Origin of the sequence: Pseudomonas sp. TMW22080, from assembly GCF_022496745.1 — a bacterium.
Classification (GTDB): Bacteria; Pseudomonadota; Gammaproteobacteria; order Pseudomonadales; family Pseudomonadaceae; genus Aquipseudomonas; species Aquipseudomonas bubulae.
The window spans coordinates 442,858-469,815 of record NZ_SCFF01000002.1 but is presented as its reverse complement, the minus strand read 5'-3'; the positions used below and the strand labels follow the sequence as shown (position 1 = coordinate 469,815).

Sequence of the window (26,958 nt, the reverse complement as noted above, 5' to 3'; positions counted from 1 at the left end):
GTGCGCTACGTCACTGAAGGCGTCCTGTACCCCCGCCCCATTGACCGCCTGGTCTTCCGTGCCTCGGTGGCGCGGGCATCCATTTGCGTCACCAAGGGCGACAACGACTCTCTGCTGATCGACCTGAACCATGAGCGCTATCGGATAAAGCCTGCAAGTGCAAAGCAGATCATCGAAATTCATACCTTGAACGGCAACGATACGGTTTACATCGCCGACACCCTGAAAAACACCTTTCATATCGAAACCGGCCCCGGCAATGACACCGTCGTGACCAGCAGCGGCAAGTCCACGGTGCTGACCGGTACTGGCGATGACATGGTGATGACCCGTGGGGGCACCAGCTACGTAGACACTGGAGATGGCAATGACATCGTCAACGCCAATGGCACGGGCACAACCGTTGCCTACACGGGCAAAGGGGCAGACTTTTTTCGTGGCGGGGCCGGCATGGCCTTTATCGACGCAGGAGAAGGTGACGATGTAGCCGTCGGAGGCCAGGGCCACAGCATTCTATGCGGGGGCGACGGCGATGACCTTATTACAGCCGGAGCGGGCTCCAATGTGATCTATACCGGCCAGGGCCAGGACATCCTCAATCAAATAAAAGACAGGGACAAAGTATTCACCGACAGCGAGCCCACCTATATCGCCGAAGGCAGAATCACCCCGCACAAAAAGGTCGCCAATACATTTATTGGCAGCCCAATCCCCCTGCCGGAATCAGGGCTGATTATTCAAGGCAGCGAAGAGTTTATCGTAAGGGTTCAGGATGACTTGAAACTGTTGCTGAGCTCCGGCAACGGGAGCCAGCTACTGCGCGAACTGACAAAAAGTATTCGTAAAAGCCAGAAACCCATCACCATCGCCGAACTCAAGCAGGTAAATAACGGCCTATACATACCCAATCTGGGTGATGGCCGGTCTTTTATTCAGGTCGGGATGGCAGGTCTGCCTGATTTCGGAGGAACGGTGTACTACAACCCGGCATTTTCCACACCCGGCGCGATACCGCTTACCTCTCTCTACCACGAGCTATGCCACGCCTACAACTTTGTCACGGGCACACGATTTTTAGGCGCAAGCCCCGACGGGCATCAGGGAACCAAGCAAGCTGCGCTGGTGAAAAATGATGAACTGCAGGCCGTGGGCTTACCTTGCAACACAGAGCCCTTTGACTTCGATAAAGACCCTGCAACCCCTGCCCTCCCCACGAACCCGGCACAGTTCAGCGAAAACGGCATACGCGAAGAACTGGGGCTGCCCCTGCGCAAAACCTATATCCATTACTCGGATGATTAACCCTGTGGGGCCAGGGTTGTCGGTTCGATAATGATACCGGCGCGCAGGCCATTTTTGACTTTAGGGTTGGGAAAGATGATCCGCGCACCCTCTTCTTCAATAATCCAGCGGGTTTTGCCGGCGTCTTGCGCCAGTAGATAGCCCTTGGGCAACTCGCTGAAATTTTCGATATCGGCAGGCAAGTGCAGGATAAAGGCATCACTGTGCTTGATGACTTCACGCGCCACACTGAACAACTGCAAACCCTCGAGCGAAGCATCGGCCAGTGCTGGCTCGCTACCCTCGATCATCTGCTGCAAACGCTGCTCCAGACGTTCGACATTGACTCCGCCGTTCTGCCCGAAAGGCCGGGCCTTGCCCAACTCAAGGGTAAACGCCTCGGCGCCCAAGCGATCGTAGGTATAGGCACTGAACACAATGGAGGGCTTGTTTTGCAACAGCACCGCTTCCATCCCGGCCGCACGCAAGCGCGACAGCTCTTCGCGAGAGTGGCTACGGCCCTCCTTGAAGGGATACAACGCAAACTGCTCGATCTTCGACCCTCGAATGGCCGTGTGCAAGTCGTAGTGCAGACGAGTACGCCCGGGAGGGCTGAAAAAGGTTTCAGCCAGGTGTTCAAGCTCGCAAGCACGCAGGGCTTCGGGGCCACTGCTGCTTTCGTGACGGCCGTTGAACAGCCGGTTGAGGTCTTCCTCGACAAAACGTGCGCCAGTACGCATGGCGCCGGGGTTGCCGAACAGAAACAGAATTCGCGCACGGGGCTTGATAATACCCCGTGCAATGGCCTGCAACAGGCGATCAAGCAACTCGATCGGCGCTGTTTCATTGCCATGGATGCCGGCTGACAACAACAGATCCATACCGTTGTCACGAGCCTCGGGCGGGCGCACTTCAAGCGCGCCTTCGGTCAGCCAGCGCATCCGCACGCCGTCGACAGTCAGTTGAGTTTTCTCGGCCGGTTCACGTCCGGCCAAGGTCAGTTCAAGCAGTTTGCCGAGAGCGAGCATAGAACTTCCTTATCAGTGGTTGCAGTCCGGACCGTGTACGTGACCGTCTTCATCATCGCCCAGATCAGCCGGTTCCATTTCCAGTTGCAGGCTCACAAGGTTAGTCGCCAATGGGCGCAGCAGCAGGTTGGCGTATTCGGCATCGCCTTCTTCAACGTCTACACCGATCAGCAACTGGCCACGGCCGTCCTGCTGGATCCACAATTCCTTGCCCTGCCACATGACAGCAACGCGCGTGCAGGACGTTTCCAGCTGGGTACCGTCGGTGTCTTCAAGGATCAGCTTCAGGGTATCAGTCATTTCATCGCTCTCATTGGGGTGTGAAGGTGCGTGCCCGGCGTCAACTATCGCCCAGGCACAGCGCCTTTCAATTGATCTGGAAGGGGTAAACCGCGCCCAGTTTAAGGATTTGCGTCAGTTCATCCAATGCCGTGCGGCATTCAAGCAGCAATTGTGGATCAGCCAGGTCACTTTCGCGCAAAGCATCACGATAATGTTTGTTCACCCAGACCGTCAGGGTGTCGTACAGCGCCGGGGTCATGATCACGCCGGGGTTGACGGCCGCCAGCTCGGTTTCGTTGAGCGCGACCCGCAGGCGCAGGCACGCCGGACCACCGCCATTCTGCATGCTCTGCTTGAGGTCGAACACCTTGACCTCACGGATCGGCCCGCCAGCGGCCGTCAGCCCTTGCAGGTACTGCCACACGCGCGGGTTGGCACGACACTCTTCAGGCACGATCAATAGCATCGAGCCATCGGCGCGACTCAGCAGCTGGCTGTTGAACAGATAAGAGCGCACGGCATCTTCCACGGCCACCTGATCACGGGGCACGCTGATCGACTGGAAGTTGGCGCCACGGGTCGCCAGCTTGGCCTGCAACTCGGCCAGCATCTGCTCGGTATTGAGGAAAGCATCCTGGTGATGGAACAACAGTTCACCATTACCCACGGCGATCACGTCGTTATGAAACACACCCTGGTCAATGACCGCGGGATTTTGCTGGGCAAACACCACACCCTCCTCGCTCAGGCCATGCAGGCGAGCCACTGCCTGCGAAGCCTCGAGGGTCTGGCGCGCCGGGTATTTTTGCGGTGCCGGGTAACGACTGTCGAACGCACTGCGGCCGAACACAAAAAACTCGACACCGGCCTCACCATAATCGCGGCAAAAACGCGTGTGGTTGGCTGCACCTTCATCGCCAAATTGCGCCACTGCCGGCAAAGCCGCGTGGTGGGCAAAATGCTCCTGATCGGCAAACATCGCGCCCAGCACGCGACTGGTGGTCGGGTGCTCGATACTGCGATGGTATTTGCAATTGAGGTTGGCAGCGGTGAAGTGCACGCGACCGTCAGCGGTGTCGGCACTGGGGCTGACTGTGGCCGCATTGGCTACCCACATGCTCGAGGCCGAGCAGCTGGCGACCAGCAATGGCATGGCCTCTTTGGCGGCGCGCTCGATCACCTGAGCATCAGTCCCGGCAAAACCCAGGCTGCGCAAGGCAGCAACGTCCGGACGCTCTTGCGGGGCCAGCACGCCCTGGACAAAGCCCATGTCCATCAACGCTTTCATTTTTTCCAGGCCTTGCAGCGCAGCTTCCTTAGGGTTGGAAGCCTGCTGGCTGTTGCTCTGGGAAGCGACGTTGCCAAACGACAAACCGCCATAGTTATGGGTCGGCCCCACTAAACCGTCAAAATTGACTTCAAAGGACTTCATCAGCGAGGCTCCGGAAAACGGTTATAAGTCATACAGCACCTGTGGGAGCGAGCCTGCTCGCGAATGGCCTATAAGGCTTTCGCGAGCAGGCTCGCTCCCACAGGGTTGAGATAAGCGTTACGACATCCGCACGCCCGGGGTCAGCGCTGCTGGCAAAGCCAGGGTCGGCGTTTCAAGGGAAGCCACCGGGTATGCGCAATAATCCGCCGCGTAGTAGGCACTGGCGCGATGATTGCCCGACGCCCCGATACCACCAAATGGCGCACTGCTCGCCGCGCCGGTCAATTGTTTGTTCCAGTTGACGATACCGGCGCGGCTTTCGAGCCAGAACTGCTGGTAACGCGCTTCGGAATCCGACAGCAACCCGGCCGCCAGACCAAACGCCGTGTTGTTGGCTTCAGCAATCGCCGCATCAAAGTCAGCGTAGCGAATCACTTGCAGCAATGGCCCGAACAGTTCTTCGTCCGAACGATCGCCAACCTCTGTCACATCGATAATGCCCGGCGTCAGCAAGGCGGCATTGATGTCTGGCTGGTGCATTTCCAGCAAGGCCACAGCCCCCGACCCCAGCAACACTTCCTGGGCATCCATCAAGGCGCGCGCTGCGCCAAGGGAAATCACCGACCCCATGAATGGCGCCGGCTGCTGATCGAAAGCACCCACTTCGATGCTCTGACTCACTTCAACCAGGCGCGTCAGCAGGCTGTCGCCCCATGCGCCTTGCGGCACCAGCAAGCGGCGGGCACAGGTGCAACGCTGCCCGGCGGAGATAAAGGCCGACTGGATGATGGTGTACACCGCTGCGTCCAGGTCCTCTACCTGATCGACCACCAGCGGGTTGTTGCCACCCATTTCCAGAGCCAGGATTTTGTCCGGGCGCCCGGCAAATTGCTGGTGCAGGGCATTGCCGGTGCGGCTCGAACCGGTGAAGAACAACCCGTCGATACCCGTGTGCGCCGCCAGGGCGATACCGGTGTCGCGTGCGCCCTGCAGCAGGTTGAGCACGCCCGCAGGCAGACCCGCTTCGATCCAGCACTTGACCGTCAGTTCGGCGACTTTAGGGGTCAATTCGCTCGGTTTGAATACCACGCTGTTACCCGCCAGCAACGCCGGAACAATGTGCCCGTTGGGCAAATGACCGGGGAAGTTGTACGGACCGAAAACAGCCACTACACCATGAGGCTTGTGACGCAAAACGGCCGTGGCATCCCCCAGCGGTCCACTTTTTTCACCCGTGCGCTCGCGGTAGCTCTGTACCGAAATCGCCACTTTATTGATCATGCTGGTGACTTCGGTGGCCGACTCCCAGAGGGGTTTGCCGGTTTCTTCACCGATGCAGCGCGACAGTTCGTCGGCGTGGTTTTTAAGGCTTGCGGCAAACGCTTCGAGCACGCTCAGGCGCTGCTCGAAAGTCTGTTTGGCCCACTGCGGGAAAGCCTGGCGCGCAGCCTTCACGGCGGTATCCACTTGCCCGGCATCGGCACCCTTGCCAGCCCAAAGCACGTGCTGGGTAACCGGGTTCAGCGACTCCAAAGCCTCGCCCTGCCCGCTCTGCCAGGTACCTGCGATATACAACGTACTCATTATTTTGACTCCCGTGGGGCCATTGACTGGGCGGACAAGGCAACGGCGCGCACCTGGTCGCCCGCGCTCAGTTGCAGGCGTTTGGCGGTCAGCGGGTCGACCACCAGGGTGCCAGCAGCCAGCCGCGCAGGGGCGGCCGTGATGCGGCAATCTTCGCGTTTGCGGTTGTGCATCAGGTAAGGCGTTGCGTCGTCACCCGGTGTGCCAATAGCCAGCACCAGCGCTTCGCTGTCGCGCACTGCGCGGATCTTGCTGGTTTCACACTCAACCGCCGGGCCTGCGTCAAAAATATCGACGTAGCCCTGATAACTGAAGCCTTCGCTTTTAAGCATGTTCAAGGCCGGTTCGGTGTGGGTATGCACCTTGCCGATCACCGCTCGGGCATCTTCGGACAGGAAACAGGTGTACACCGGGAACTTGGGCATCAACTCGGCGATAAAGGCTTTGTTGCCCACGCCGGTCAGGTAGTCGGCCTGGCTGAACTCCATTTTGAAAAAGTGCCGGCCCAGGCTTTCCCAGAATGGCGAGCGGCCACTTTCATCGGACATGCCACGCATTTCGGCAATGATCTTGCTGCCAAACAGCTCCGGGAACTCGGCGATAAACAGCATCCGCGCCTTGGCCAGCAGGCGGCCATTGAGCCCGGTACGGTAATCGGCACTGAGGAACAATGAGCACAGCTCGGAGTTGCCGGTCAGGTCATTGGCCAGAAACAGGGTCGGGATTTCGCGGTAAATATTCAACTCTTGAGAGGCGCTGACCGTCAGGCCCACACGGAAGTTGTACCAGGGCTCACGCAAGCCCACGGCACCGGCAATGGCGGAAATACCCACCACTTTGCCATCGTCGTTTTCGAGCACAAACAGATAGTCCGCATCGCCACGCTCGGCTTCGCCACGGAAGGTTTTCTCAGCCCAGGTGACCCGATGCAGCAAGCGCTCTTCGTTGGCCGGCAAGGTGGTCAGGCCGGTGCCGGTGCTGCGTGCCAGCTCAATCAGGGCCGGTAAATCGCTGTTGCGTACAGGACGAACTATCATGCTATCTCCTTGGACGGGGCTCGCTGACGACCCCCCGCGAAACTCGCTCAAACGCGTTATACCGCTACCACTCGTACGCTGGCACCTTCGCCAACACCAAGTGCTTCGGCCGCTTCCAGATCCAGCGTGACCGGTTTGCCCGGCGCCCAATCCAGCTCCAGCAATACGGCGCGGTAATCCTGTAGCTGGGCATTGGCCACCAGATACTGACGTCCACCGCCTGTGCTCAGTGCGCCGATCTTGACCGGAACCACGCGGCTCTGGGCGATTGAGCGGATGCCCGAAACCCGGGCATGCAAGGTCGGGCCACCGTCGAAAATATCGATGTAGTGATCGGTCTCGAAACCTTCGCGCATCAGGATGTCAAAGGTGATCTGCGCACGCGGGTGGACTTGCCCCATGACCTCTTGGGCTGTGTCGGGCAGCAGCGGCACGTAAATCGGGTAATGCGGCATCAGCTCGGCAAGGAAGGTGCGGCTTTTAAGCCCGCACAGACGCTCGGCGGCGGCATAGTTCAAGTCGAAGAAGTTGCGACCAATGGCGTCCCAGAACGGCGAGTCGCCATTTTCATCGCTGTAGCCAACGATCTCGGTGACCACGGAATCGGCAAAACGCTCCGGGTGGTTGGCCACAAACAGCAGGCGGCCACGGGAGTTGAGTTCGGACCAGGCCGACCCCACCAGTTCCGGGACCACATAAAAACTGGTCAGCAGGCTGTTACCGGTCAGATCATGGCACTGCGACAGGACGTGAATCTTGTTGTGAATCTTCAGTTCGCGGGAGGCGTGCACGAACGTCTCGTTACGGAAGCTGTAAAACGGCTCCGAATAACCGGCCGAGGCCACGATCGCCGAGCACCCCACCAACTTGCCGGCAGCGGTGTCTTCAAGGACGAAAAAATAGCTTTCTTCGCCATTGAAGCTCACTTCGGCAGCGAACGAGGTTTCAGACGCGGCGATCTTGTCGCGCAGGCGTTCGATATCGTCCGGCAATGAAGTGACACCAATCGGGCTGTCCGCAGCCAGACGCTGTACCTCGCCCAGATCAGCCATTTGCGCAGGGCGCATCACCAGCATGGTGTCACTCCTTAATCCTTGAATTGCATAGAGGGGTATAGGCCGAACAGTCGAGTACACCCGGGATTTCAACTGTGGGAGCGGGCTTGCTCGCGATGACGTCACTGCGGCGTGACTGACACACCGCGCTGCCTGTATCGCGAGCAAGCCCGCTCCGACATTGAAAGCCCTGTGCATTGAGCCTGGCCCGGCACATTAAATTCGGTTCGACGCCCGGCAAGCCGGGCGTCGAGGTCACACTCAGGCTTGCGTCAGATTCTTTACGGCACGTTCGAAGCGGTTCAGACCTTCTTCGATATCGGCCTCGTCAACCACCAGGCTTGGCGCGAAACGCACAACGTCGGGGCCGGCCTGCAGAATCATCAGGTTTTCTTTTTCAGCGGCATTGAAGATGTCCTTGGCGCGGCCCTTCCAGGCATCGTTCAGCACACAACCCAGCAGCAGGCCCATGCCACGCACTTGAGTGAACAGGCCGTATTGCTGGCCGATTTGCTCAAGGCGGGTCTTGAACAGGTCATGCCTGGCCTTGACGCCTTGCAGTACCTCTGGCGTGTTGATCACATCGATTACCGCATTGCCGACTGCACACGCCAGCGGGTTACCGCCGTAGGTGGTGCCGTGGGTGCCGACAACCAGATGCTTGGCCAGCGCTTCGGTGGTCAGCATGGCTGCGATCGGGAAACCGCCGCCCAGGCTCTTGGCGCTGGTCAAAATATCCGGGGTCACGCCGTAATGCATGTAGGCAAACAGCTCGCCGGTACGACCCATGCCGGTTTGAACTTCGTCAAACACCAGCAACGCATTATGCTGGTCGCACAGTTCGCGGGCGCCTTGCAGGTAAGCCTGCTCGGCCGGCAGCACGCCGCCTTCGCCCTGGATCGGCTCCAGCACCACTGCGCAGGTCTTGTCCGAAATCGCCGCTTTCAGCGCGTCAAGGTCGTTGAACGGAACATGGGTAATGCCGGTGATTTTCGGACCAAAACCGTCGGAGTACTTCGACTGCCCGCCCACGTTCACGGTGAACAGCGTGCGGCCGTGAAAGCTGTTGAGCGCAGCGATGATTTCGTACTTCTCGCTGCCGAAACGGTCATGGGCGACACGACGGGCCAGCTTGAAAGCGGCTTCGTTGGCTTCAGCGCCCGAGTTGCAGAAGAACACACGCTCGGCAAAGGTCGAGTCCACCAGTTTTTTCGCCAGGCGCAACGCCGGCTCGTTGGTGAACACGTTGGACACATGCCAAAGAGTATTCGCCTGCTCAGTCAAGGCACCGACCAATGCCGGATGCGCATGGCCAAGAACGTTAACGGCAATGCCGCCCGCGAAGTCGATCAGCTCCCGACCGGCCTGATCCCATACTCGGGAACCGGCACCACGCACAGGAATAAAGGCTGCAGGCGCGTAGTTGGGAACCATGACCTGGTCGAAATCGGCGCGTTGCACCGGGGCTTGCTCAACGGACATCGGAGTCTCCTGAAGAGGAACGCCTGCCTAAACTGGCGAGCGATGGGGGGATTGTAGGGACACATCGGGAGCACGCCTTGTCGCCAAGCGACAACTTCTTATAGCGCCAAACCACGATTTACAAAGGCATTACGACAATGCGACATATTCCGTCACAAAGGCGCAGTTTAAACGCTGGGGCGTCTTTGCGGCAGCACTCTGGCGCGCTGATTTTCCCGGAAAACGCGAGTTTTTGCCGATCACCGCCGGATCTGTACGTATGGGTGCTAAATATGTATGGATTGATCGCTGATTGTTGATGCAAAGCCTCCGCCAGCCAGCAAATATTTGCGCTTTTTAACGGGCTCGTACTGGCGGATCTTGAAGGTACTCCATCAGGACATACGAGTACCGGACATGCCCGATCCAACACCTCTTGCGCCCCTGAAACCGCCCCCTGAAAAAGGGTTAACAGCGGCGAACCGACTCCAGACCATCCCCCACTTCACGACCATTGCCGAGGCCATGCCGCCCTGGGCCACGTCCCTGGGCCGACCGACCCTGAACGCATTGAAAGGGACGTCCCCCAGCCTTCACCCAACCTTGAGGACCCTCACGCCCGCTCAGGGCGACACCTTGCGCAAAACGTTTGCAGCGCGATGGGCCGCCCGCAACGATGTTGAAAAAGACCTGGCAAGGGTCGTAGATGTTCACGGGTTTGCGGCGCCCTTGCTGAACAACCTTATTAAACGCCAATATCAGCTGGACCTGGATGTACACAACACCTTTATCAATCTGTATATCCCGAACTACCTGCCTGTCATCGGCCTGCGCGAAAGCGGTACCACGACCTGGCGCGTGTCCCTGCTAGACGCGGCCCTGCACAACTTTGAACTGCATGAAACCCTGCCCTATGCCTACCTCTCAGGCTCGGGGTATATCAGCCGCCCCGATGCCCAGGGGCATTTCAAGCAGCTCAATCACATCACCGAGCACATGCCCGTGCAGGCCTTCACGGCCTTGTGCCGAACACTGAATCTGGGCGCCCGCTACAAGGACCATCTCACGCGCCATCTGGGTCTTGACGATCATGGCAGGCAGTTAAGGCTGAAAAACAAAATACTGGACAGTCAACGCGCCGACCTGAAGGCCGATCTGACCTACGCCGTGATGACCAGACAGATCGGCCTGCCCCTGTATGAGTCACTGGATGCCTTTCTCATAGGCCTGGACAACCGTTGGCTGACCTATCGCCTGACAGTGCTCTCCCTCGACATCGAAAGCCCGCTGATCTTCATGCCGGTACATCAACGATCGGTAGTTGCGTACATACCCCACGACCCCCTGCATCCGGTCAAGGAATACTCATCGATCGGCGAGTGCATGGCGCATCTGACCGAACGCCTGAAAAGCACTTCCTACCAGCATTTCTTCAGCCGCTTCGTCGCCCACGACCGATTGGGGGCTTTTCTGGAGGGTCTTAAAAGAACCTACTGGCAGGTCATCCCCGACACCCCCATCGCACCGGGCGCAACGCTACCAGACGCACTGGTTGCGCAAACCCTGATACCGATCGAAAAACCCGCGATTGAATACCTGCTGGTGCCGATACCTGATGACCTCTGGGAAACGCTTTACAGCAGGCAACTGGCAAAAATTTTCAACGATGCCAAAAGCCTCGCCGTGTCGACCGATGCCGAAGACCGCAAAACCCGTGAGGCACGCCTTGAACGCCTGAAAGGCATTGGCATGGCACTGCTGAATGCCGCAGCCTTTGTCATCGCGCCTTTTGTACCTGTCGTCGGCGAACTGATGCTGCTGCAAATGGCCTGGCAACTGCTGGACGACACCTATGAGGGTATCCACGACTGGGTGCAAGGCAAGACCACTGAAGCATTCGAACACCTGTTCGGGGTGCTGGAGAGCGGTATCCAGGCAGGTTTTTTTGCGGCGGGCACAAAAGTGCTGGGAGGCTTGCTGCCCAAGCCATCCGCCTTTGTACAAGGCATGAAACCTGTCACCTGCAACGATGGCGCCACTCGATTGTGGAACCCTGACATCAGCGCCTACCACCACGACCTGGCCCTGCCCGAACACCTCGCGTCCGACGAACTGGGCCTGCAGTACCACCAGGACAAAACACTGCTGACCCTCAGTTCCGGGCAGCAAGCCCGACACACGCTAGTACTGGACAAGACCGAAAGCGCCGGCCCTTATACCTTGCGTCACCCGACACGGCCCCACGCCTACGGCCCCCGGATGCAGCACAACGGTGAAGGCGCCTGGCTGATGGAGGGTGAGCGCCCGCAAACCTGGCAAGGCTCGATCCTTATGCGTCGGCTCGGCCCTGTCGCCGAGGGCTTCAGCGATGCCGAGCTGGAGAAGCTGCGAATTATCAGCGGCACCGATGAAGGCGTGTTGCGAAGGGTTCACCTGCATAACGAACCGACTCCGCCTCTGCTCAAAGACTGTATGGCACGACTGAGGATCCAAAAACAAAATATCGAGGACATCACCCGTATTCGCCAAGGGCGAGCCCTTTCAACCAAGGGGAACTGGCTGGAAAGCCTGCCCACCGAATTACCCGGCTGGCCGCCAGACAAAGCCCTGAATGTCTTTGTCGATGAAACCCTCAGTGGCATGGCCCATGTCTACGGTGCCCCCGAGGCACTCCCCGAGGACTCTCTCAGGATTTCTCAGCAGGACATCAAGAACGGCAAACTGTGGCCCCTGATTGTCGACAACTTCAACACGCCTCAACTCGATGCCCTGCTGGGCCCGCGCGCAACAAAGACAGAAGCCGTCAACACCCTGCAGGCCAAGGTGTCCGACTACGCCCGGCAACGACGGGAAGACATCTTCGACCATCAGTACGCCAGGGAGCGCCAGACAAAAAACCCGGCAGCGCGATTGATAGAAAGCACCTTTGCGCACCTGCCCGCCCCTGTCACCCAAGCGCTGCTTGAGACCACCAGCACGCTCGAGAAAACCACCCTCCTCGAGAATGGCAGAATCCCCCTGAGGGTAAAAAATCTGGCCACCGAGCTGGAACACCAAACCCGCATAGCTCACGCCCAGGAGGGACTGCTTGAAGATGACCTGCTGACTCCAGACGGCGAAAAACTGGCCATAAACACCCTGAAAACCTACACCGATGCGATCCACGACCTTCATCTCGAGGTGCGCGATCTGGTCGTTGACGGCACCTTGCGCTGCAGCCATGCCCCCAAGGACGCCAGGCACACCCGAATACTGGTTCGTAAAGGTCCGGACGCCTATGAAACCTACGATGGCGAGCATGCCCTGCTGCATCCAGCCTCGCGCTTTCACGGTGCGCTGATGAAGGCGCTCCCCGAACGCAACAGCGAGCACCTGAAATCCAGGTTCGCCATTGGCCAGAACTTCAAACAATGGCTGACAGATAAGTACAGCGCCCCCGGTGAAATCCGAACGGCACTTGACCTGCCACCCCCGGCAGCTTGCGTGGCAACCGAAAGCGAAACCCTGTTGCGCGGCGCCGCCAGCAGCCGGGTCAATACCACGCCTGCAGCCAATCCCTTGCAGGAACGGGTCAAGGCCCTCTACCCCTATCGAAATAACGACGAGATAGCGTTGATCACGGCGCGAATCGACAGCGAGCAGGCCCTTGAACACCTGCGCGCCACCGAGGAGGAAAAAGACCAGCTTTTCGAGACACTGGACAACTGGATCAGCGCTGCGATCGGCGTCACCACCGACAACGCATTGCCACCCAACCTTCATGGTTTAAGGCGCCTGATAGGCTCCAGAATAAAGAACTCCTGGCTATCGGCCGACAAGGTCCATATCAACAAAACAGGACAGGCTGCCATAGTGGCCGAACTGGACTTCAGCAGCACCCTGTTCGGCCATGCCGGCACCGACAGCCTGGTTTTAAGCCGCCCCCTGAGCCATGTAGGCCTGCTGAGGCTCGACGATTGCAGCTTTTCCCCAAACCAGGGCGACTTCCTGACCTACTTTCCCAATCTGAAGGTACTTTCGCTCAACGCCAACGACCTTGAAACCCTGCCCGGGACACTCGATACACTGCCGCACCTCAGGTCGCTGCACCTTGCCCATAACCGCCTGACCCTGAACGCCGGGATGCAGAGTCAGCTCAAGCACCTTACCCGTCTTCAACACCTTGATCTGGGCCACAACCCTCTTGGCAGCCCTTTGGCCGTGGGGCATATGCCCGAACTCAGGACACTGGTACTGGAGAACACCCGCATCACTCAATGGCCCCCGGGGTTGTTCGACCAGCCACGACCGAAGGCTTTCAAATTGAACCTGCTGGGCAACGAGATCCATACCGTGCCCGACTACCCCGATCAATCGGCCGAATCCTGGTTGATTGCCAATGCCCGCCTTGAACGCCAGAAGCTTGACCTGGAGAGTCAGGACCGTGTCACTCAGTATCGCCGCGCCCTTGGCCTAGACCCTCATCGCACTTATCCGCCACGAGGGTCAGAGCAAAGCTCATTCTGGTTGTTCGGCCCCCCCGGGTCACAGGTATCCATGCAGGAACTCTGGGAGACTCTAGAGCACGAGCATGGCTCACAGGGGTTTTTTGAAGTCATCGCCCGAATGGAAATCCCCCCGGACGTATTTGAAACACCCTCTGACCAAATTGCCTATCAGGAAGGCCTGGGAGATTTGACGCAGAAAGTCTGGCGCTTGATCGATGCTGCCAGTAACGACACCCGCATGCGCGAGCTACTGTTCACCATGGCCAGTTCGCCCACCAATTGCGCCGACGCCGGCGCCCAGATATTCAATGCCATGGGCCTGGAAACCATGGCCCATGAGTTCTATAACGCCCGAAGCACACCACTGGAACTGGAAAAAAACCTGATAACGCTGGCACGCGGCAAGGCCCGGCTGGCCAAGATCGGTGACATTGCCCGGGCGGATGTGGCGCAACGTGTCAGGCCTGTGAGTGAGGGCGGCCAGGGCTTGAGGTTTACCAGCGAAGTGATCGATGGTGCGCCCGGAACGGTCGACGAAGTCGAAGTCCACACCGGCTACCAGACCCGGCTGAGCACAAGCCTCGAACTGCCCTGGGTACCTAACTACATGGTCTACAGGATGACTGCCCAGGTGGGCGATACGGAGTTTGTCAGGGCCTATCGCCTGATTCATGAGGGCGAAGCCGGTGACGGGCTGGTCAATCAGATCCTTGATGTGCCCTTCTGGGAGACCTACCTGAACAAAACTTACGCCTCGGAACTGGACGCCAACGCCAGCCTCTTCGAACAGAAGGCCGAGTGGCTCGAGCAGCTCAGGGAGCTGCAGGATAATTGGGTTCGCTCGGATACGCGCCTGGAGCAGCGCCATGCAGGGCAGCGTGTCGAGCTGCAGGAACTCGCCCTAAAACTGGCAGTGCCTGAGCCTCAGGTATTCACCTCCGAGCCCATGAATGACAGGTTCTACTACCGGATCTACAGCCAGATCGCCGATGAACGCAAAGAGCTCAGCCGGCAGTTGACCCGTCAGGCTCTGACCAAAGCCAGGCTGACCTGACCTCAGCCGCGCTCGGCCGGGGCCGAAGACAACTCGAAAGGGCTGCTGCTACGGCGCTGATTGCGATCTTCACGGGGAGTCGCACCAAAGAAGTTGCGATAGGCGCTGGAGAAATGCGGCCCCGACGAGAAACCGCAGGACAAGCCGATCTGGATGATCGACTTGCTGGTTTGCATCAACATCTGCCGGGCTTTATTCAGGCGCAGTTCGAGGTAGTACTGACTCGGCACGCGATTGAGGTACTGCTTGAAGATACGCTCCAACTGACGACGGGAAACGCACACATGCTGGGCGATTTCGTCGGTGGTCAGGGGCTCTTCAATATTGGCCTCCATCAGCAACACAGCCTGGGTCAGCTTGGGATGGCTGGAGCCAAGACGGTTCTGCAGCGGGATACGCTGACGCTCACCGCCTTCACGGATGCGCTCGACCACCAGCTCCTCGGACACCGCACCGGCCAGTTCGGCACCATGATCGCGAGCCAGCACCGCCAGCAACAAATCGAGTACCGACAGCCCGCCGCAAGCGCTCAGGCGATCACGATCCCAGTCGAACAAATGACTGGTGGCGATTACTTTGGGGAAGCGCTCGGCGAAATCGTCCTGCCAGCGCCAGTGCACGGCCGCACGGTAGCCATCCAGCAAACCCAATTGCGCCAGCGGGTAGACACCCGCCGACAGCCCGCCAATCACGCACCCTGCCCGCACCAGTTGCTTGAGCGCACTGCTCAGGGCCGAGGTCAGGGCGGCAGGCGGCTCATCCGCCAGCAAAAACAGCTTTTGGCAACCTTCAAGCTTGCCGTTCCAGGGCTCACCCGGCAATTGCCAGGCTCCTTCAAGCGGTGCCTCGGCCTGCAAGAACAACAACTCGTAGACGACTTCAGGATGCACGCGCTGGGCAACACGCAACGCTTCCTCGGCCAGCGCCAGAGTCAAGGCTTTGGTGCTGGGCCAAATGAGGAAACCAATTCGATGGGCGGTCATGGCGTGCTATCCGGAACGAAAACGGGAATAAAACCTGTGCACCCAGCCTGGGCCAGCTACGCGGGATGCGGAGCATGACCTATTTTGGTGCACAGCGGCAGTCTTAAAATTGCAGTTATTTCAAGCTGCCCGACAGAAACTGCTGCAACCGCTCGCACTGCGGGTTAACCAGCACTTCACGCGGGTCACCGCTTTCTTCGACAATACCTTTATGCAGAAACACCAGTTGGTTCGACACTTCACGGGCAAAACCCATTTCGTGGGTCACCACCACCATGGTGCGACCTTCCTGGGCCAGATCCTGCATCACCTTGAGCACATCACCCACCAGCTCAGGGTCAAGGGCCGAGGTCGGCTCGTCAAACAGCATGACCTCAGGCTCCATCGCCAGCGCACGGGCAATTGCCACACGCTGCTGCTCGCCACCGGACATATGCCCCGGGTAAGCATCCTTGCGGTGCGACACGCCTACTTTCTGCAGGTAATGCTCAGCCTTGTCACGGGCTTCGGCCTTGGACATGCCCAGTACATGCACCGGCGCTTCCATGATGTTTTCCAGCGCGGTCATGTGCGACCACAGGTTGAAATGCTGGAACACCATCGACAGGCGCGAGCGCATGCGCTGCAACTGCTTGGGATCGGCGGCCTTGAGCGCGCCGTCCTTGTTGGCAATCAGCTTGAGCTCTTCACCATTGAGCAGGATCTTGCCTGCATGGGGTTGCTCGAGCAGGTTGATGCAACGCAAAAAGGTACTTTTGCCGGAGCCACTGGAACCGATGATGCTGATCACATCACCTGCCTTGGCGGCCAGCGAAACGCCTTTGAGCACTTCATGACTGCCATAGCGTTTATGCAGGTCTTGGACTTCAAGTTTGTACATGCTGTCGGTTCTCACAAAAACAGTCAGTCGTTGAGCAAGCGCCCGTGACGCAAAGGCTTGCGCCCCGCCACTTTAGCCAGCCAGAAACCGGGTTGGGCATAGCGCAGTCGCTCAACGGCAAATAACACACCGGCGGTGCCCGCGCATACCGTACTGACCCGGTCAGATAAAGGATCAATCACTTCAAACAGCGGCTCGCCGGGCTCAACCCAGGCGCCCACCGGACGTAAAAAACTCACCACACCGGGGTGCGGTGCAAACAACAACTCAGTGCCTTCAAATGGCATGCCTTCACATGCCTCATGCTGCGCTGCAGGCCAGTCACCTGTGATCAGGCCCTGTTCGGCCAGAAACGCCAGAATGCCCTCGGCATAAGCCTCGGCCTGCGGGCGGCCGGTGTCCGCCTGCCCGCCCAACTCCAGGGTGGTCGACATGCAGGCCAAAGGGATCTGCGCATCGGCAAACTGGCGCTGCAAACGCAGCCAGGGCACTGAGCAGGCTTCATCGAAGGAGCTGCCACCCGAGTCTTCAGCCAACAGCCCAACCCGCACACCCAGATGCGCAGCCAGCGAACGCCACTGCGGCCAATGCTGGGGCAAGGCGTACAGATGCAGTGCGGCATCGGTCTCGCAATGCAGATCCAGGACAATGTCTGCATCACAGGCATGACTCAACAAAACACGCTGCATACCTTGCAACTGACTGACCGGATCTGGCAACTCGGACAATATATCAAGCATTGTCTGACGGATCAGTCGGGTGTTGGCGTGAGGATCATCCCCCAGGCGACCTGCCAGCCTCTGCGCTACCGGCTCACTCAACTCGACGAAATCGCGGTTGAAGTTTTTGCCGCTGCCAAACTCGAAACGTCCCTGATGACTGCCTTGCAGCAACTGGCCGAGCCCCAGGGGGTTGGCCACGGGCACCAGTTCGATCACGCCATTCAAAGCACCCCGGGCTTCAAGTTCGCTCAGGCGCTTTTTCAGTTCCCAGGCACAACGCATGCCCGGCAGTTCGTCTGCATGCAGGCTGGCCTGGATATAGGCTTTGCGCTCACCTTCACCGAAACGGAACACCGTCAAGTGACGCTCGGAACCCAGGCTGCTCCAGGGCAGCAGGTGATCGATACGCTCCATGACTCAGGCCTTGCGCGGGGCCATATAGCCCAGCCAGCGGCGCTCGGCCAGTTTGAACAGGCGCACCAGAATGAAGGTCAGGCACAGGTAGAAAGCACCGGCCGTGATGTAGGCCTCAAACGGCAGGTAGTACTGGGCATTGACGGTACGCGCAGCGCCCGTAATGTCGATCAGGGTCACGATGGAGGCCAGACTGGTGGTCTGCAACATCATGATCACTTCATTGCTGTATTGCGGCAGAGCCCGGCGCATGGCCGACGGCAGCAAAATGCGGCGATACATCTTGGAACGGGACATGCCCATTGCCTTGGCCGCTTCAATCTCACCATTGGGCGTGGCCCGCAGGCTGCCGGCTATGATTTCGGCGGTATAGGCGCTGGTATTGATGGCAAACGCCAGGCAGGCACAGAAGGTGGCACTGGACAACAGCGGCCACATAAAGCTGTCACGAATCACTTCGAACTGGGCCAGCCCGTAGTAGATCAAGAACAGCTGCACCAGCATCGGCGTGCCGCGAATCACGTAGGTGAACAGCCAGGCCGGAAAGTTGACCCAGGCCTGCTTGGAGACCCGCATCAACCCCAGCGGCACGGCTGCCAGCAGGCCGAAAAACAGCGAAATACCCAGCAGTTTCACGGTTTCCAGCATGCCGCTCAAGTACAGCGGCATGCTGGCCCAGATGACGTTGTAGTCAAAGATCATAGATCAGCCGCCCTTACGCCTACCGAGTAGCGCTTCTCAAGTTGTCGCAATGCCAGCAGCGAAACACTGGTCAGTACCAGGTACATCGCCGCAACGGCCAGGAAGAAGGTGAACGGCTCGCGGGTGGCATCAGCCGCCTGCTTGGCCTTGAACATCATGTCTTGCAGGCCCACCACCGAAATCAGTGCAGTCGCCTTGGTCAACACCAGCCAGTTATTGGTAAAGCCAGGGATCGCCAGGCGAATCATCTGTGGCACCAATACCCGGAAAAACACCTGAAACGGGCTCATGCCATAAGCCATGCCGGCTTCAGCCTGCCCCTTGGGAATGGCCATGAAGGCCCCACGAAAGGTCTCGGACAGGTAGGCACCAAAAATGAAGCCCAGGGTGCCGATACCGGCCGCCAACGGATTCAAGTCAATGTAATCGTCGTAGCCCAGCATCGGCGCAACGCGATTGAGCAGGTCCTGACCGCCGTAGAAAATCAGCAAAATCAGCACAAGGTCGGGAATCCCGCGGATTACCGTTGAATACAGATCGCCCATCCAAGCCAGCCAACGTACCGGCGACAAGCGCAACGAAACACCGATCAGACCTAGAACAATGGCCAGGGCCATGGACGACAAGGCGAGCTGAAGCGTCAGCCAAGCGCCATCGAGGATGACAGCCCCGTAGCCTTTCAACATGATTCCGGCCCTCTAAAAAATAGCTCGAAAATGGGGGAATAAAAAATGGCGCAAACTTCAGAGATTCTGTCGCTTGCGCCATTTCGGACGTACTGCTGCGATGTATTACTGACCGTAAATATCGAAGTTGAAGTACTTGTCCTGGATTTGCTTGTACTTGCCGTTTTCACGCAGAGCCGTGATAGCAGCGTTGATCTTGTCTTTCAGGGCGTCGCCCTTGCGTACGGCGATACCCACGCCATCACCAAAGTACTTGACGTCGGTGAATGCCGGGCCTGCGAATGCGTAGCCTTTGCCAGCCGGGGTCTTCAGGAAACCGTCTTCCAGCAGGGTGGCGTCTGCAACGGTGCCGTCGAGACGACCCGCTTCCACGTCCAGGTAGATTTCGTTCTGCGAGCCGTAAGGAACGACAACGGCACCTTTAGGCGCCAGAACTTCCTTGGCGAAACGGTCGTGAATCGAGCCGCGCTGTACGCCGATTTTCTTGCCTTTGAGTTCATCAAGGCTGTCGCTGACCACAGTACCTTCCTTCATCACCAGGCGCGCTGGCGTCAGGTAGTACTTGTTGGTGAAATCAACGGACTTCTTGCGGTCTTCGGTGATGGACATCGAGGACAGGATTGCGTCGATTTTGCGCACTTTAAGTGCCGGGATCAGGCCATCGAATTCTTGCTCGACCCACACGCACTTGACCTGCATCTGCTCGCACAGTGCATTACCGATGTCGTAGTCAAAACCCACGATACTGCCATCCGGGGCTTTGGAAGCGAACGGAGGGTAAGCCGCTTCAATACCAATTTTCAGAGGTTTGTCAGCAGCAAAAGCCTGCAGGGACAGCACGGACAGTGCCAGGGCGCCAAGAAGCACGAGTTTCTTCATCTTAGGACTCCATCGGTAAAGGCAATAAAAGCAGAGTGAGCCTGAGCCCAATATGCGGAGGTTAAACCGGGAATGCGGCGCCACGTCCTACTGGCGTTGCACTGTGACCAGCACAACAACGACGAGCGGGTGATCGGCATTCTAACGACAGGCTTCAAGCCGTTATTTCTTCAATGCGACAACTAGTTACAGATGCACCGAAAAAAGCGACTCCAGGCATTGACAGCTCTTCATGTTTATGCAAGAGCAAAAGACATAGAACCTATGTGAGTTGCAAATAGCGGGCCTATTATTCGCAAAGCCTTCTATTCCGGCAAGTGCAGCGTTTCATCTTATTTTTTCAGGAGCCGAAAAGGGCTCTAAAACGGTGCTTTGAGTATCAGAAGGCCCCGCTAACGGGCAACCGGTTACATCTGCGGTAACACATAGTCGGCTCCCACAGGATCTGCAGTTGCCCAATAAAAAGCCCCGCCAGGTTATGCCGGACGGGGCTTGGTGACCTTCAGGCCGTGTTACGCGACCTTCATGCCTTTATGGGTATCGATCAAGTGCTGCACCACACCCGGGTCAGCCAGAGTAGAAATATCACCCAGACCGTCGTATTCACCGGTAGCTATCTTGCGAAGGATACGACGCATGATTTTGCCCGAACGGGTTTTCGGCAGGCCGGGCGCCCACTGGATGACATCCGGCGAAGCGATCGGACCGATCTCTTTGCGCACCCAGTTTTTCAATTCAAGGCGCAACGCCTCACTTGGCTCTTCGCCACCATTGAGGGTGACATAGACATAAATCCCCTGCCCTTTGATGTCATGGGGCACGCCAACCACTGCAGCCTCTGCCACTTTAGGGTGGGCCACCATTGCGCTTTCGATTTCAGCAGTCCCCATCCGGTGGCCGGACACGTTGAGCACGTCATCTACACGACCGGTGATCCAGTAGTAACCGTCTTCGTCACGACGCGCGCCGTCGCCGGTGAAGTACATGCCACGGAAGGTCTTGAAGTAGGTATCGACGAACCGGTCGTGATCGCCATACAAGGTGCGCGCCTGTCCAGGCCAGGAGTCCAGAATCACCAGGTTACCTTCAGCGGCCCCTTCTATAAGGTTGCCAAGGTTATCCACCAGCCCTGGCACCACACCAAAGAACGGACGCGCTGCAGAGCCTGGCTTGAGTGCATGCGCCCCAGGCAGCGGGCTCATCATGCAAGCGCCGGTTTCGGTCTGCCACCAGGTATCCACAATCGGGCAACGCTCTTTGCCGACCGTTGTGTAGTACCAGTTCCAGGCCTCAGGGTTGATCGGCTCACCCACCGAGCCCAGCAAGCGCAAGCTGGAGCCATCGGCATCCTTAACCGCCGCCTGACCTTCGGCCATCATCGCGCGAATGGCTGTAGGCGCGGTGTAGAGAATATTGACCTTGTGCTTGTCGACAATTTTCGAAACGCGGGTAATGTCCGGGTAGTTCGGCACACCTTCGAACAGCACGGTGGTTGCGCCGTTGGCCAATGGCCCGTAGACGATATAAGTGTGACCGGTCACCCAGCCGACGTCCGCCGTGCACCAGTACACCTCGCCCGGGCGGTAGTCGAACACGCGTTCGTGGGTCAACGCCGCATAGAGCAGATAGCCACCCGTGGTGTGCTGCACACCTTTGGGCTTGCCGGTGGAGCCGGAGGTATAAAGGATAAACAAGGCTTCTTCTGCGCCCATTTCTTTCGGGGCGCAGTGAGTCGAGGCCACGGCCATCAGGTCGTGGTACCAGATATCACGATGCTTGTACCAGGCGATGTCCCCGCCGGTACGCTTGAACACGATGATCTTCTGAACGCTGGAGGTATCCGGGTTGGTCAGTGCCACATCGACATTGGCCTTGAGCGCGGTACGCTTGCCGCCACGCAGGCCTTCGTCAGCGGTGATCACTACCTTGGATTTGCAGTCGATGATCCGGCCGGCCAGCGCCTCTGGCGAGAACCCACCAAATACAACCGAGTGGATTGCACCGATCCGGGTACACGCCAGCATGGCGACCACAGCCTCAGGCACCATCGGCATATAGATGGTGACTACGTCACCCCGGTGCACATCCTGACCGCGCAAGGCGTTGGCCAGCTTGCACACCTCTTCGTGCAGCTCACGGTAGGTAATGTTGCGCTGCTCGGAAGGATCATCCCCTTCCCAAATGATGGCCACTTGATCGCCGCGCTCGGCAAGGTGACGGTCCAGGCAGTTGTAGGAAACGTTGAGAGTGCCGTCCGCGAACCATTTGATATCGACATGATGATCGTCGAAAGAGGTCTGTTTGACGGTGGTAAAAGGCTTGATCCAGTCGAGGCGCTTTGCTTGTTCGCGCCAGAAGCCATCCGGGTTGACGACGGACTGCTGGTACATCGCCTTGTAGGTCGCCTCGTCAGTCAGCGTATTGGCAGCGACTTCAGGGCGTACGGGATACAGGGAAGCGGCACTCATGTTTCATACCTCAATGCTTGTAGTTGTTGTTTTATGACCCTGTTTTAGCCGGGCCAGGCCGTGAGATCCATTCGACGTTGGTAGTAAGAAACACGCAGAAAAGTCATGGTTTTTCTGCGCAAGGCTCAAGCACAGTACTTACAGCGATTTCCTGCTCGTCACGCGCCTTGTAAACGTCAGAAATGAGCTCTGTTTTCGACGATTGTTGCAGAAACTGTCAACAGTCTTTATCAAAACTCCCTCTATATGCCCGCACGGCACAGGCCTAAAATTCATCTCGCCAACCAAGGCACCGCGATTAACCCAAGTTACAGCCCCCACGAAGGCAAGTTAAGTCGCTCTTCAATACTCAGTTTCACGCACAGCCTCACAAGGGCTGTGTGACCCCACTCGACCTAAAACAGGTAACTCTGAAATGAAAGCGTTGTTAGTTCTGGCCCTGAGCAGTGTGTGTCTGACCGCCATGGCTGAGGAAGTGAACACACAAGCTGCGCACCCGCAACCTGCCGTCGAACAGTATTCCTACTCATCCGAACTGGACATCGCCAAAGTGATTTCCATGAGCGAAATCCCCAGCGTTTGCGAAGTTGTGCCGGCCCAGATGGTCTACGAAGACTCGCAGGGCAAGCAGCACACTCTTGAATACCGTGTCATGGGCAACGGCTGCTCCAACGGCTGATTAATAACCTGCGATTTATTCCAGCGTTAATCAACTCACTTATTCACGCGAACCAACGCGGTGTTTAATTGCAACTTTCAACCTGGCTTATATAACTTTGAAACGTTGCCCGCCGCGCATGTATCGCCCGGGAATTATCTAATGAAACGTTCTTTGATAGTGGCTTTCAGTTTGTCTGTTCTGGCCAGTTCAGCTTTTGCCGCTGACGGTTATGACCGTACCCACGCCGCCACTTTTACTGAAGATGGCTACAACAGCACCCGCTCGGCCAATTTTGCCGAAGACGGCTATGACAGCACTCGCTCGGCCAGCTTTGCCGAAGACGGCTATGACAGCACCCGCTCGGCCAGCTTTGCTGAAGACGGCTATGACCGTACCAACGGCCATCGTCTCAGCTAACACCGCTTCGACCTGACGCCCGGTAGCTGCCGGGCGTGGTCTGCCTTGCAACAAATCTCCCTTCCCTCCCGCTCATGCCACAGGTCATTTGGTCGCCCAGACCCATGACAAAAAAACTTCTGCCCCGGCAAACCCTCGCCCAGCCGCAGCCTTGCTTAAGCCCTGGACAAATTTAGGGCGTTTCGTCGCATCTCCAGCAAAAAAACTGGCTGAAATACCTTGTGCAAAAGCCTTATACTGCGGCCATCAAAAAGGCTTGGCATATCCCCTTCGCGGGCTAAAAAACCACGCTGCTACGGCCTCAAGGCCCAGGGCAAGTGCAGGCACGACCTCCTTCCCTGAACGACAGCGGTACAAGCCAACGTACACATTCATGTTTTTGCGTGAGCACAACGCTACTGCAAGCAACATTTCTTAGATCCAAGTGGCCTATGGCCGCGTAAAAACCAAACCATAAGTGTTTTCACGCAGCTATCAGGCCCTCACGCAGGAGACGACACGTCATGCTGAGCTGGGACGAATTCGACAAAGAAGACGAAGGCGAAGTCGCTGTTAAAGGCGCCAACGCAGGCCACGCAACCGAAGCCAACATGGACCGCCTCGACGCCGCTGGCGGCGTAGCTGCCCAGGAAGCCCGCGCAGTCACGGCTACCGACTCGGCCGCGATCATTCGTGCCAAAGCCGCGCTGGACAACCTCGACATTGCTGAAGGTCTGGCCGAACTCGAAGGCGCTTCCGCCCGTGTAGCGGTTGACGAAAAAATGATGATCAACTGCCGCGCCGACCTGAACCAGCTCGTACCGTTCAAGTACGACTGGGCGTGGCAGAAATACCTGGACGGTTGCGCAAACCACTGGATGCCGCAAGAAGTCAACATGACCGCCGACATCGCCCTCTGGAAAAACCCGGAAGGCCTGACCGACGACGAGCGCCGCATCGTGATGCGCAACCTGGGCTTCTTCTCGACTGCCGACTCCCTGGTAGCCAACAACCTGGTACTGGCCGTATACCGCCTGATCACCAACCCGGAGTGCCGCCAGTACATCCTGCGCCAGGCTTTCGAAGAGGCGATCCATACCCACGCCTACCAGTACTGCATCGAATCGCTGGCCATGGATGAAGGCGAGATCTTCAACATGTACCACGAGATCCCGTCGGTTGCTAAAAAAGCTACCTGGGGCCTGAAATACACCCGTTCGATCTCTGATCCGAAGTTCGAAACCGGTACTGTCGAAACCGACAAAGAGCTGCTGCGCAACCTGATCGCCTACTACTGCGTTCTGGAAGGCATCTTCTTCTACTGCGGCTTTACGCAGATCCTGTCGATGGGTCGTCGCAACAAAATGACCGGGGTTGCCGAGCAGTTCCAGTACATCCTGCGCGACGAATCCATGCACCTGAACTTCGGCATCGACGTGATCAACCAGATCAAAATCGAAAACCCGCACTTGTGGGACGCTGAAATGAAGGAAGAAGCTTCGCAGATGATTCTGCAAGGCACCCAGCTGGAAATCGAATACGCACGTGACACCATGCCACGCGGCGTATTGGGCATGAACGCAGCGATGATGGAAGACTACCTCAAGTTCATCGCCAACCGCCGCCTGTCGCAAATCGGCCTGAAAGAAGAATACCCGGGCACGACTAACCCGTTCCCATGGATGAGCGAAATCATGGATTTGAAGAAAGAGAAAAACTTCTTCGAAACACGGGTCATCGAATACCAAACCGGCGGTGCATTGAGCTGGGATTGATACACCGGGTTGGTTAAAGCCACACCGGGTAAATAAAAAGGGCCAACCATGTTGGCCCTTTTTATTGGCATCGAAATTTTCAATTACCCTTTATTAAACTCAAAAAGCCGGAATCCGCCTGCCATAGTGCGGCGAGTTTCGTGTGAGACTTCCCAGCAGCTTCCAGATTTCTCAGCTCCTCAACGGCTACAGCCCACCAAAGAGGCTTACACGCCTCAAGATAGGGTAATTGGCTACCCGCCTTACCCAGCAGATAGAGTTTGGCAATTTTTCGAGAGGTACTGCATTGCCCCCTCAATTTCCACCTCAGCTGTAAACGATGACGCAGCGAGACCCTGGGAAGACGGTCAGGAACGGCAAATGATGCTTGCGGCAAACCCTCACGATAGCCCTCATCCTGCTTATTAAAAAAAGCCCGGTACATTGCATGGTGATAGTGCTTCACCGAGAAGTAATGATTAATGCAGTCATTGGCCGCAATCACTTTTCGACCATGCAGCATAAACGATATAGCAATTTGCTCAATCGTAAGAAGTGTTGCTCCATGATGAGCCCATTGATCAATCAAACTAATTACACCTTCAAAAATATGACCGTTGGTTTTGGTCATCCCGCAAACCCCGCTATTGAACAGCTTCAACCACGGTGCGGGGGCTTTATTTTCAGCGTCGAGCTGTGTAACCAGTTTACGAAACCCCAGGCGCCGGGAAGCATCTGCCCAACTCAACTCAAACTTATCCATCAAAAAATGATTATCAGAGACCCGTTTAAACAATTGGGCCGGGTCTTTGAAAAAAACCGTATCGGTATCAACGAAAATGGTTTTGCCAGACAGCGCAACGCCCGCCTGGATAGCGCAAGCCTTACGCCGGTGATAATAACCACCTGCCCCTTGCCAGGCGTCCAGCACCTCAACGCTCAGAGGCAACACGCTCACAGGCCAGCCATCAAATGCCTCAGGCTGATCAGTCATCAGTGTGATCGTAAAGTCAGCCGGATCTTTTCTGTAGCGCAACGCCGACAAAATACTGAATTTTGCTTCAAGCCGATAAACTTCTTTGTCGCCATACAGCAAATACAGGAGTTGATTGATACTGTTGGTGGGCTCACCTATGGCTTCCATCATCTTTTTTATACCGTTCTTGCAGATAAGGGTAAACGTTTAAACAGTCATCATCCGACCACTGAAAAACTGTTTAAAAGTTCTCTTTTACATTAACCGCACACACCCAGCGACAGAGAAAACCCCAGATACCTTTTGCAACTGACTTATTGCTGATTTTCGCCGCAAGGCTCCCACCCTGAATACAACGTGGGTGTCTTCGTAGAAGGTGATGGCTGCTTCAACAGATACAAGTGTGCAAACTTTATGGGCATTATATTTTGATAGCGTCAATGTGCAGGCTAAGCACTGGGACATCCCTGATATGGGAACCAGTCTTAAGCTTATTTAAAATAAAAGAGTTAGGATTTTTCTGATTTCAACGAAGAAAGCTCTGCTAACCGTGTCCCCGCGATGACGTGAGCAACATGGCCGTTTTCCGCGAAAAAATTACACACACCCCACTATCGAAATTTTCGACCCATGCTCTTCGCGCAAAAGCTCATAAAAATGCAGCCAGACAACAGATTTCGCCCCTCGGCACTTATCAAAAAATGAGTTTGTTCCGGCACCAAGATAGCTGTATAAA

At 57.2% G+C, this 26,958-nt stretch carries 20 protein-coding genes; 5 read left to right on the top strand and 15 right to left on the bottom strand.

The window, feature by feature from the left end:
- The gene (locus EQV96_RS08570) at positions 1–1,302 is read left to right on the top strand and encodes a M91 family zinc metallopeptidase (RefSeq protein WP_143518905.1); all 1,302 of its coding nucleotides are present in this window, start codon (positions 1–3) and stop codon (positions 1,300–1,302) included.
- On the opposite strand, the gene astE is transcribed toward EQV96_RS08570, so the two are convergent.
- From astE to EQV96_RS08535, 7 genes are all read right to left on the bottom strand, one after another.
- Positions 1,299–2,309 (bottom strand): succinylglutamate desuccinylase, encoded by a 1,011-nt coding sequence (gene astE / locus EQV96_RS08565; RefSeq protein ID WP_240881736.1) that lies wholly within the window; start codon positions 2,307–2,309, stop codon positions 1,299–1,301. The two genes, EQV96_RS08570 and astE, sit on opposite strands and share 4 nt — an antisense overlap.
- Before the next feature lie 12 nt (positions 2,310–2,321).
- Positions 2,322–2,609 carry a hypothetical protein gene (locus EQV96_RS08560; RefSeq protein ID WP_003440880.1) on the bottom strand — a complete coding sequence of 96 codons (288 nt, stop codon included), beginning with the start codon at positions 2,607–2,609 and terminating at the stop codon, positions 2,322–2,324.
- 67 nt (positions 2,610–2,676) lie between these two features.
- A complete protein-coding gene (gene astB, locus EQV96_RS08555; protein WP_095003230.1) occupies positions 2,677–4,023 on the bottom strand; it encodes an N-succinylarginine dihydrolase in 1,347 nt (448 codons plus the stop codon).
- A gap of 117 nt (positions 4,024–4,140) precedes the next feature.
- Positions 4,141–5,610, bottom strand: a complete 1,470-nt coding sequence (gene astD, locus EQV96_RS08550) for a succinylglutamate-semialdehyde dehydrogenase (RefSeq protein ID WP_240881964.1) — start codon at positions 5,608–5,610, stop codon at positions 4,141–4,143.
- Positions 5,607–6,644, bottom strand: a complete 1,038-nt coding sequence (gene astA / locus EQV96_RS08545) for an arginine N-succinyltransferase (protein WP_130872045.1) — start codon at positions 6,642–6,644, stop codon at positions 5,607–5,609. The genes astD and astA overlap by 4 nt, the downstream gene beginning before the upstream one ends.
- A gap of 56 nt (positions 6,645–6,700) precedes the next feature.
- Entirely contained in the window at positions 6,701–7,720 is a 1,020-nt protein-coding gene (aruF, locus tag EQV96_RS08540) for an arginine/ornithine succinyltransferase subunit alpha (protein ID WP_240881734.1), read from the bottom strand.
- A gap of 240 nt (positions 7,721–7,960) precedes the next feature.
- The gene (locus EQV96_RS08535; RefSeq protein ID WP_095020866.1) at positions 7,961–9,181 is read right to left on the bottom strand and encodes an aspartate aminotransferase family protein; all 1,221 of its coding nucleotides are present in this window, start codon (positions 9,179–9,181) and stop codon (positions 7,961–7,963) included.
- A 396-nt stretch (positions 9,182–9,577) separates the two neighbouring features.
- Between EQV96_RS08535 and EQV96_RS08530 the strand changes: the two genes are divergently transcribed.
- Positions 9,578–14,701, top strand: coding sequence for an NEL-type E3 ubiquitin ligase domain-containing protein (locus EQV96_RS08530; RefSeq protein ID WP_240881732.1), 5,124 nt, complete (start codon positions 9,578–9,580; stop codon positions 14,699–14,701).
- Between the two features lie 2 nt (positions 14,702–14,703).
- Here the strand turns inward: EQV96_RS08530 and argR are convergent, their stop codons facing one another.
- The 7 genes from argR to acs all read right to left on the bottom strand — a co-directional run bounded on the left by argR (position 14,704) and on the right by acs (position 22,435).
- Entirely contained in the window at positions 14,704–15,684 is a 981-nt protein-coding gene (argR, locus tag EQV96_RS08525; protein WP_095003236.1) for a transcriptional regulator ArgR, read from the bottom strand.
- Between the two features lie 115 nt (positions 15,685–15,799).
- The gene (locus EQV96_RS08520; RefSeq protein WP_095003237.1) at positions 15,800–16,564 is read right to left on the bottom strand and encodes an ATP-binding cassette domain-containing protein; all 765 of its coding nucleotides are present in this window, start codon (positions 16,562–16,564) and stop codon (positions 15,800–15,802) included.
- Between the two features lie 23 nt (positions 16,565–16,587).
- Positions 16,588–17,700 (bottom strand): succinylglutamate desuccinylase/aspartoacylase family protein, encoded by a 1,113-nt coding sequence (locus EQV96_RS08515; RefSeq protein ID WP_095003238.1) that lies wholly within the window; start codon positions 17,698–17,700, stop codon positions 16,588–16,590.
- A 3-nt stretch (positions 17,701–17,703) separates the two neighbouring features.
- Entirely contained in the window at positions 17,704–18,402 is a 699-nt protein-coding gene (locus EQV96_RS08510; protein ID WP_095003239.1) for an ABC transporter permease, read from the bottom strand.
- Positions 18,399–19,088, bottom strand: a complete 690-nt coding sequence (locus EQV96_RS08505) for an ABC transporter permease (protein WP_095003240.1) — start codon at positions 19,086–19,088, stop codon at positions 18,399–18,401. Before EQV96_RS08505 ends, EQV96_RS08510 begins: the two co-directional genes overlap by 4 nt.
- A 105-nt stretch (positions 19,089–19,193) precedes the next feature.
- On the bottom strand, positions 19,194–19,967 hold the full coding sequence (locus EQV96_RS08500; RefSeq protein ID WP_095003241.1) for an ABC transporter substrate-binding protein: 774 nt from the start codon (positions 19,965–19,967) through the stop codon (positions 19,194–19,196).
- A 512-nt stretch (positions 19,968–20,479) separates the two neighbouring features.
- Positions 20,480–22,435, bottom strand: a complete 1,956-nt coding sequence (acs, locus tag EQV96_RS08495; protein WP_086798394.1) for an acetate--CoA ligase — start codon at positions 22,433–22,435, stop codon at positions 20,480–20,482.
- 415 nt (positions 22,436–22,850) lie between these two features.
- Between acs and EQV96_RS08490 the strand changes: the two genes are divergently transcribed.
- The 3 genes from EQV96_RS08490 (at position 22,851) to EQV96_RS08480 (ending at position 25,267) form a co-directional block, all read left to right on the top strand.
- Positions 22,851–23,114 (top strand): DUF2790 domain-containing protein, encoded by a 264-nt coding sequence (locus EQV96_RS08490; RefSeq protein WP_095003243.1) that lies wholly within the window; start codon positions 22,851–22,853, stop codon positions 23,112–23,114.
- Between the two features lie 141 nt (positions 23,115–23,255).
- Positions 23,256–23,513, top strand: a complete 258-nt coding sequence (locus EQV96_RS08485; protein WP_095019707.1) for a heme utilization protein — start codon at positions 23,256–23,258, stop codon at positions 23,511–23,513.
- 503 nt (positions 23,514–24,016) lie between these two features.
- The gene (locus tag EQV96_RS08480; RefSeq protein ID WP_016782118.1) at positions 24,017–25,267 is read left to right on the top strand and encodes a ribonucleotide-diphosphate reductase subunit beta; all 1,251 of its coding nucleotides are present in this window, start codon (positions 24,017–24,019) and stop codon (positions 25,265–25,267) included.
- A 79-nt stretch (positions 25,268–25,346) separates the two neighbouring features.
- Here EQV96_RS08480 and EQV96_RS08475 read toward each other — a convergent pair whose 3' ends face one another.
- The gene (locus EQV96_RS08475; protein ID WP_095025552.1) at positions 25,347–26,393 is read right to left on the bottom strand and encodes a hypothetical protein; all 1,047 of its coding nucleotides are present in this window, start codon (positions 26,391–26,393) and stop codon (positions 25,347–25,349) included.
- Positions 26,394–26,958: the final 565 nt, after the last annotated feature.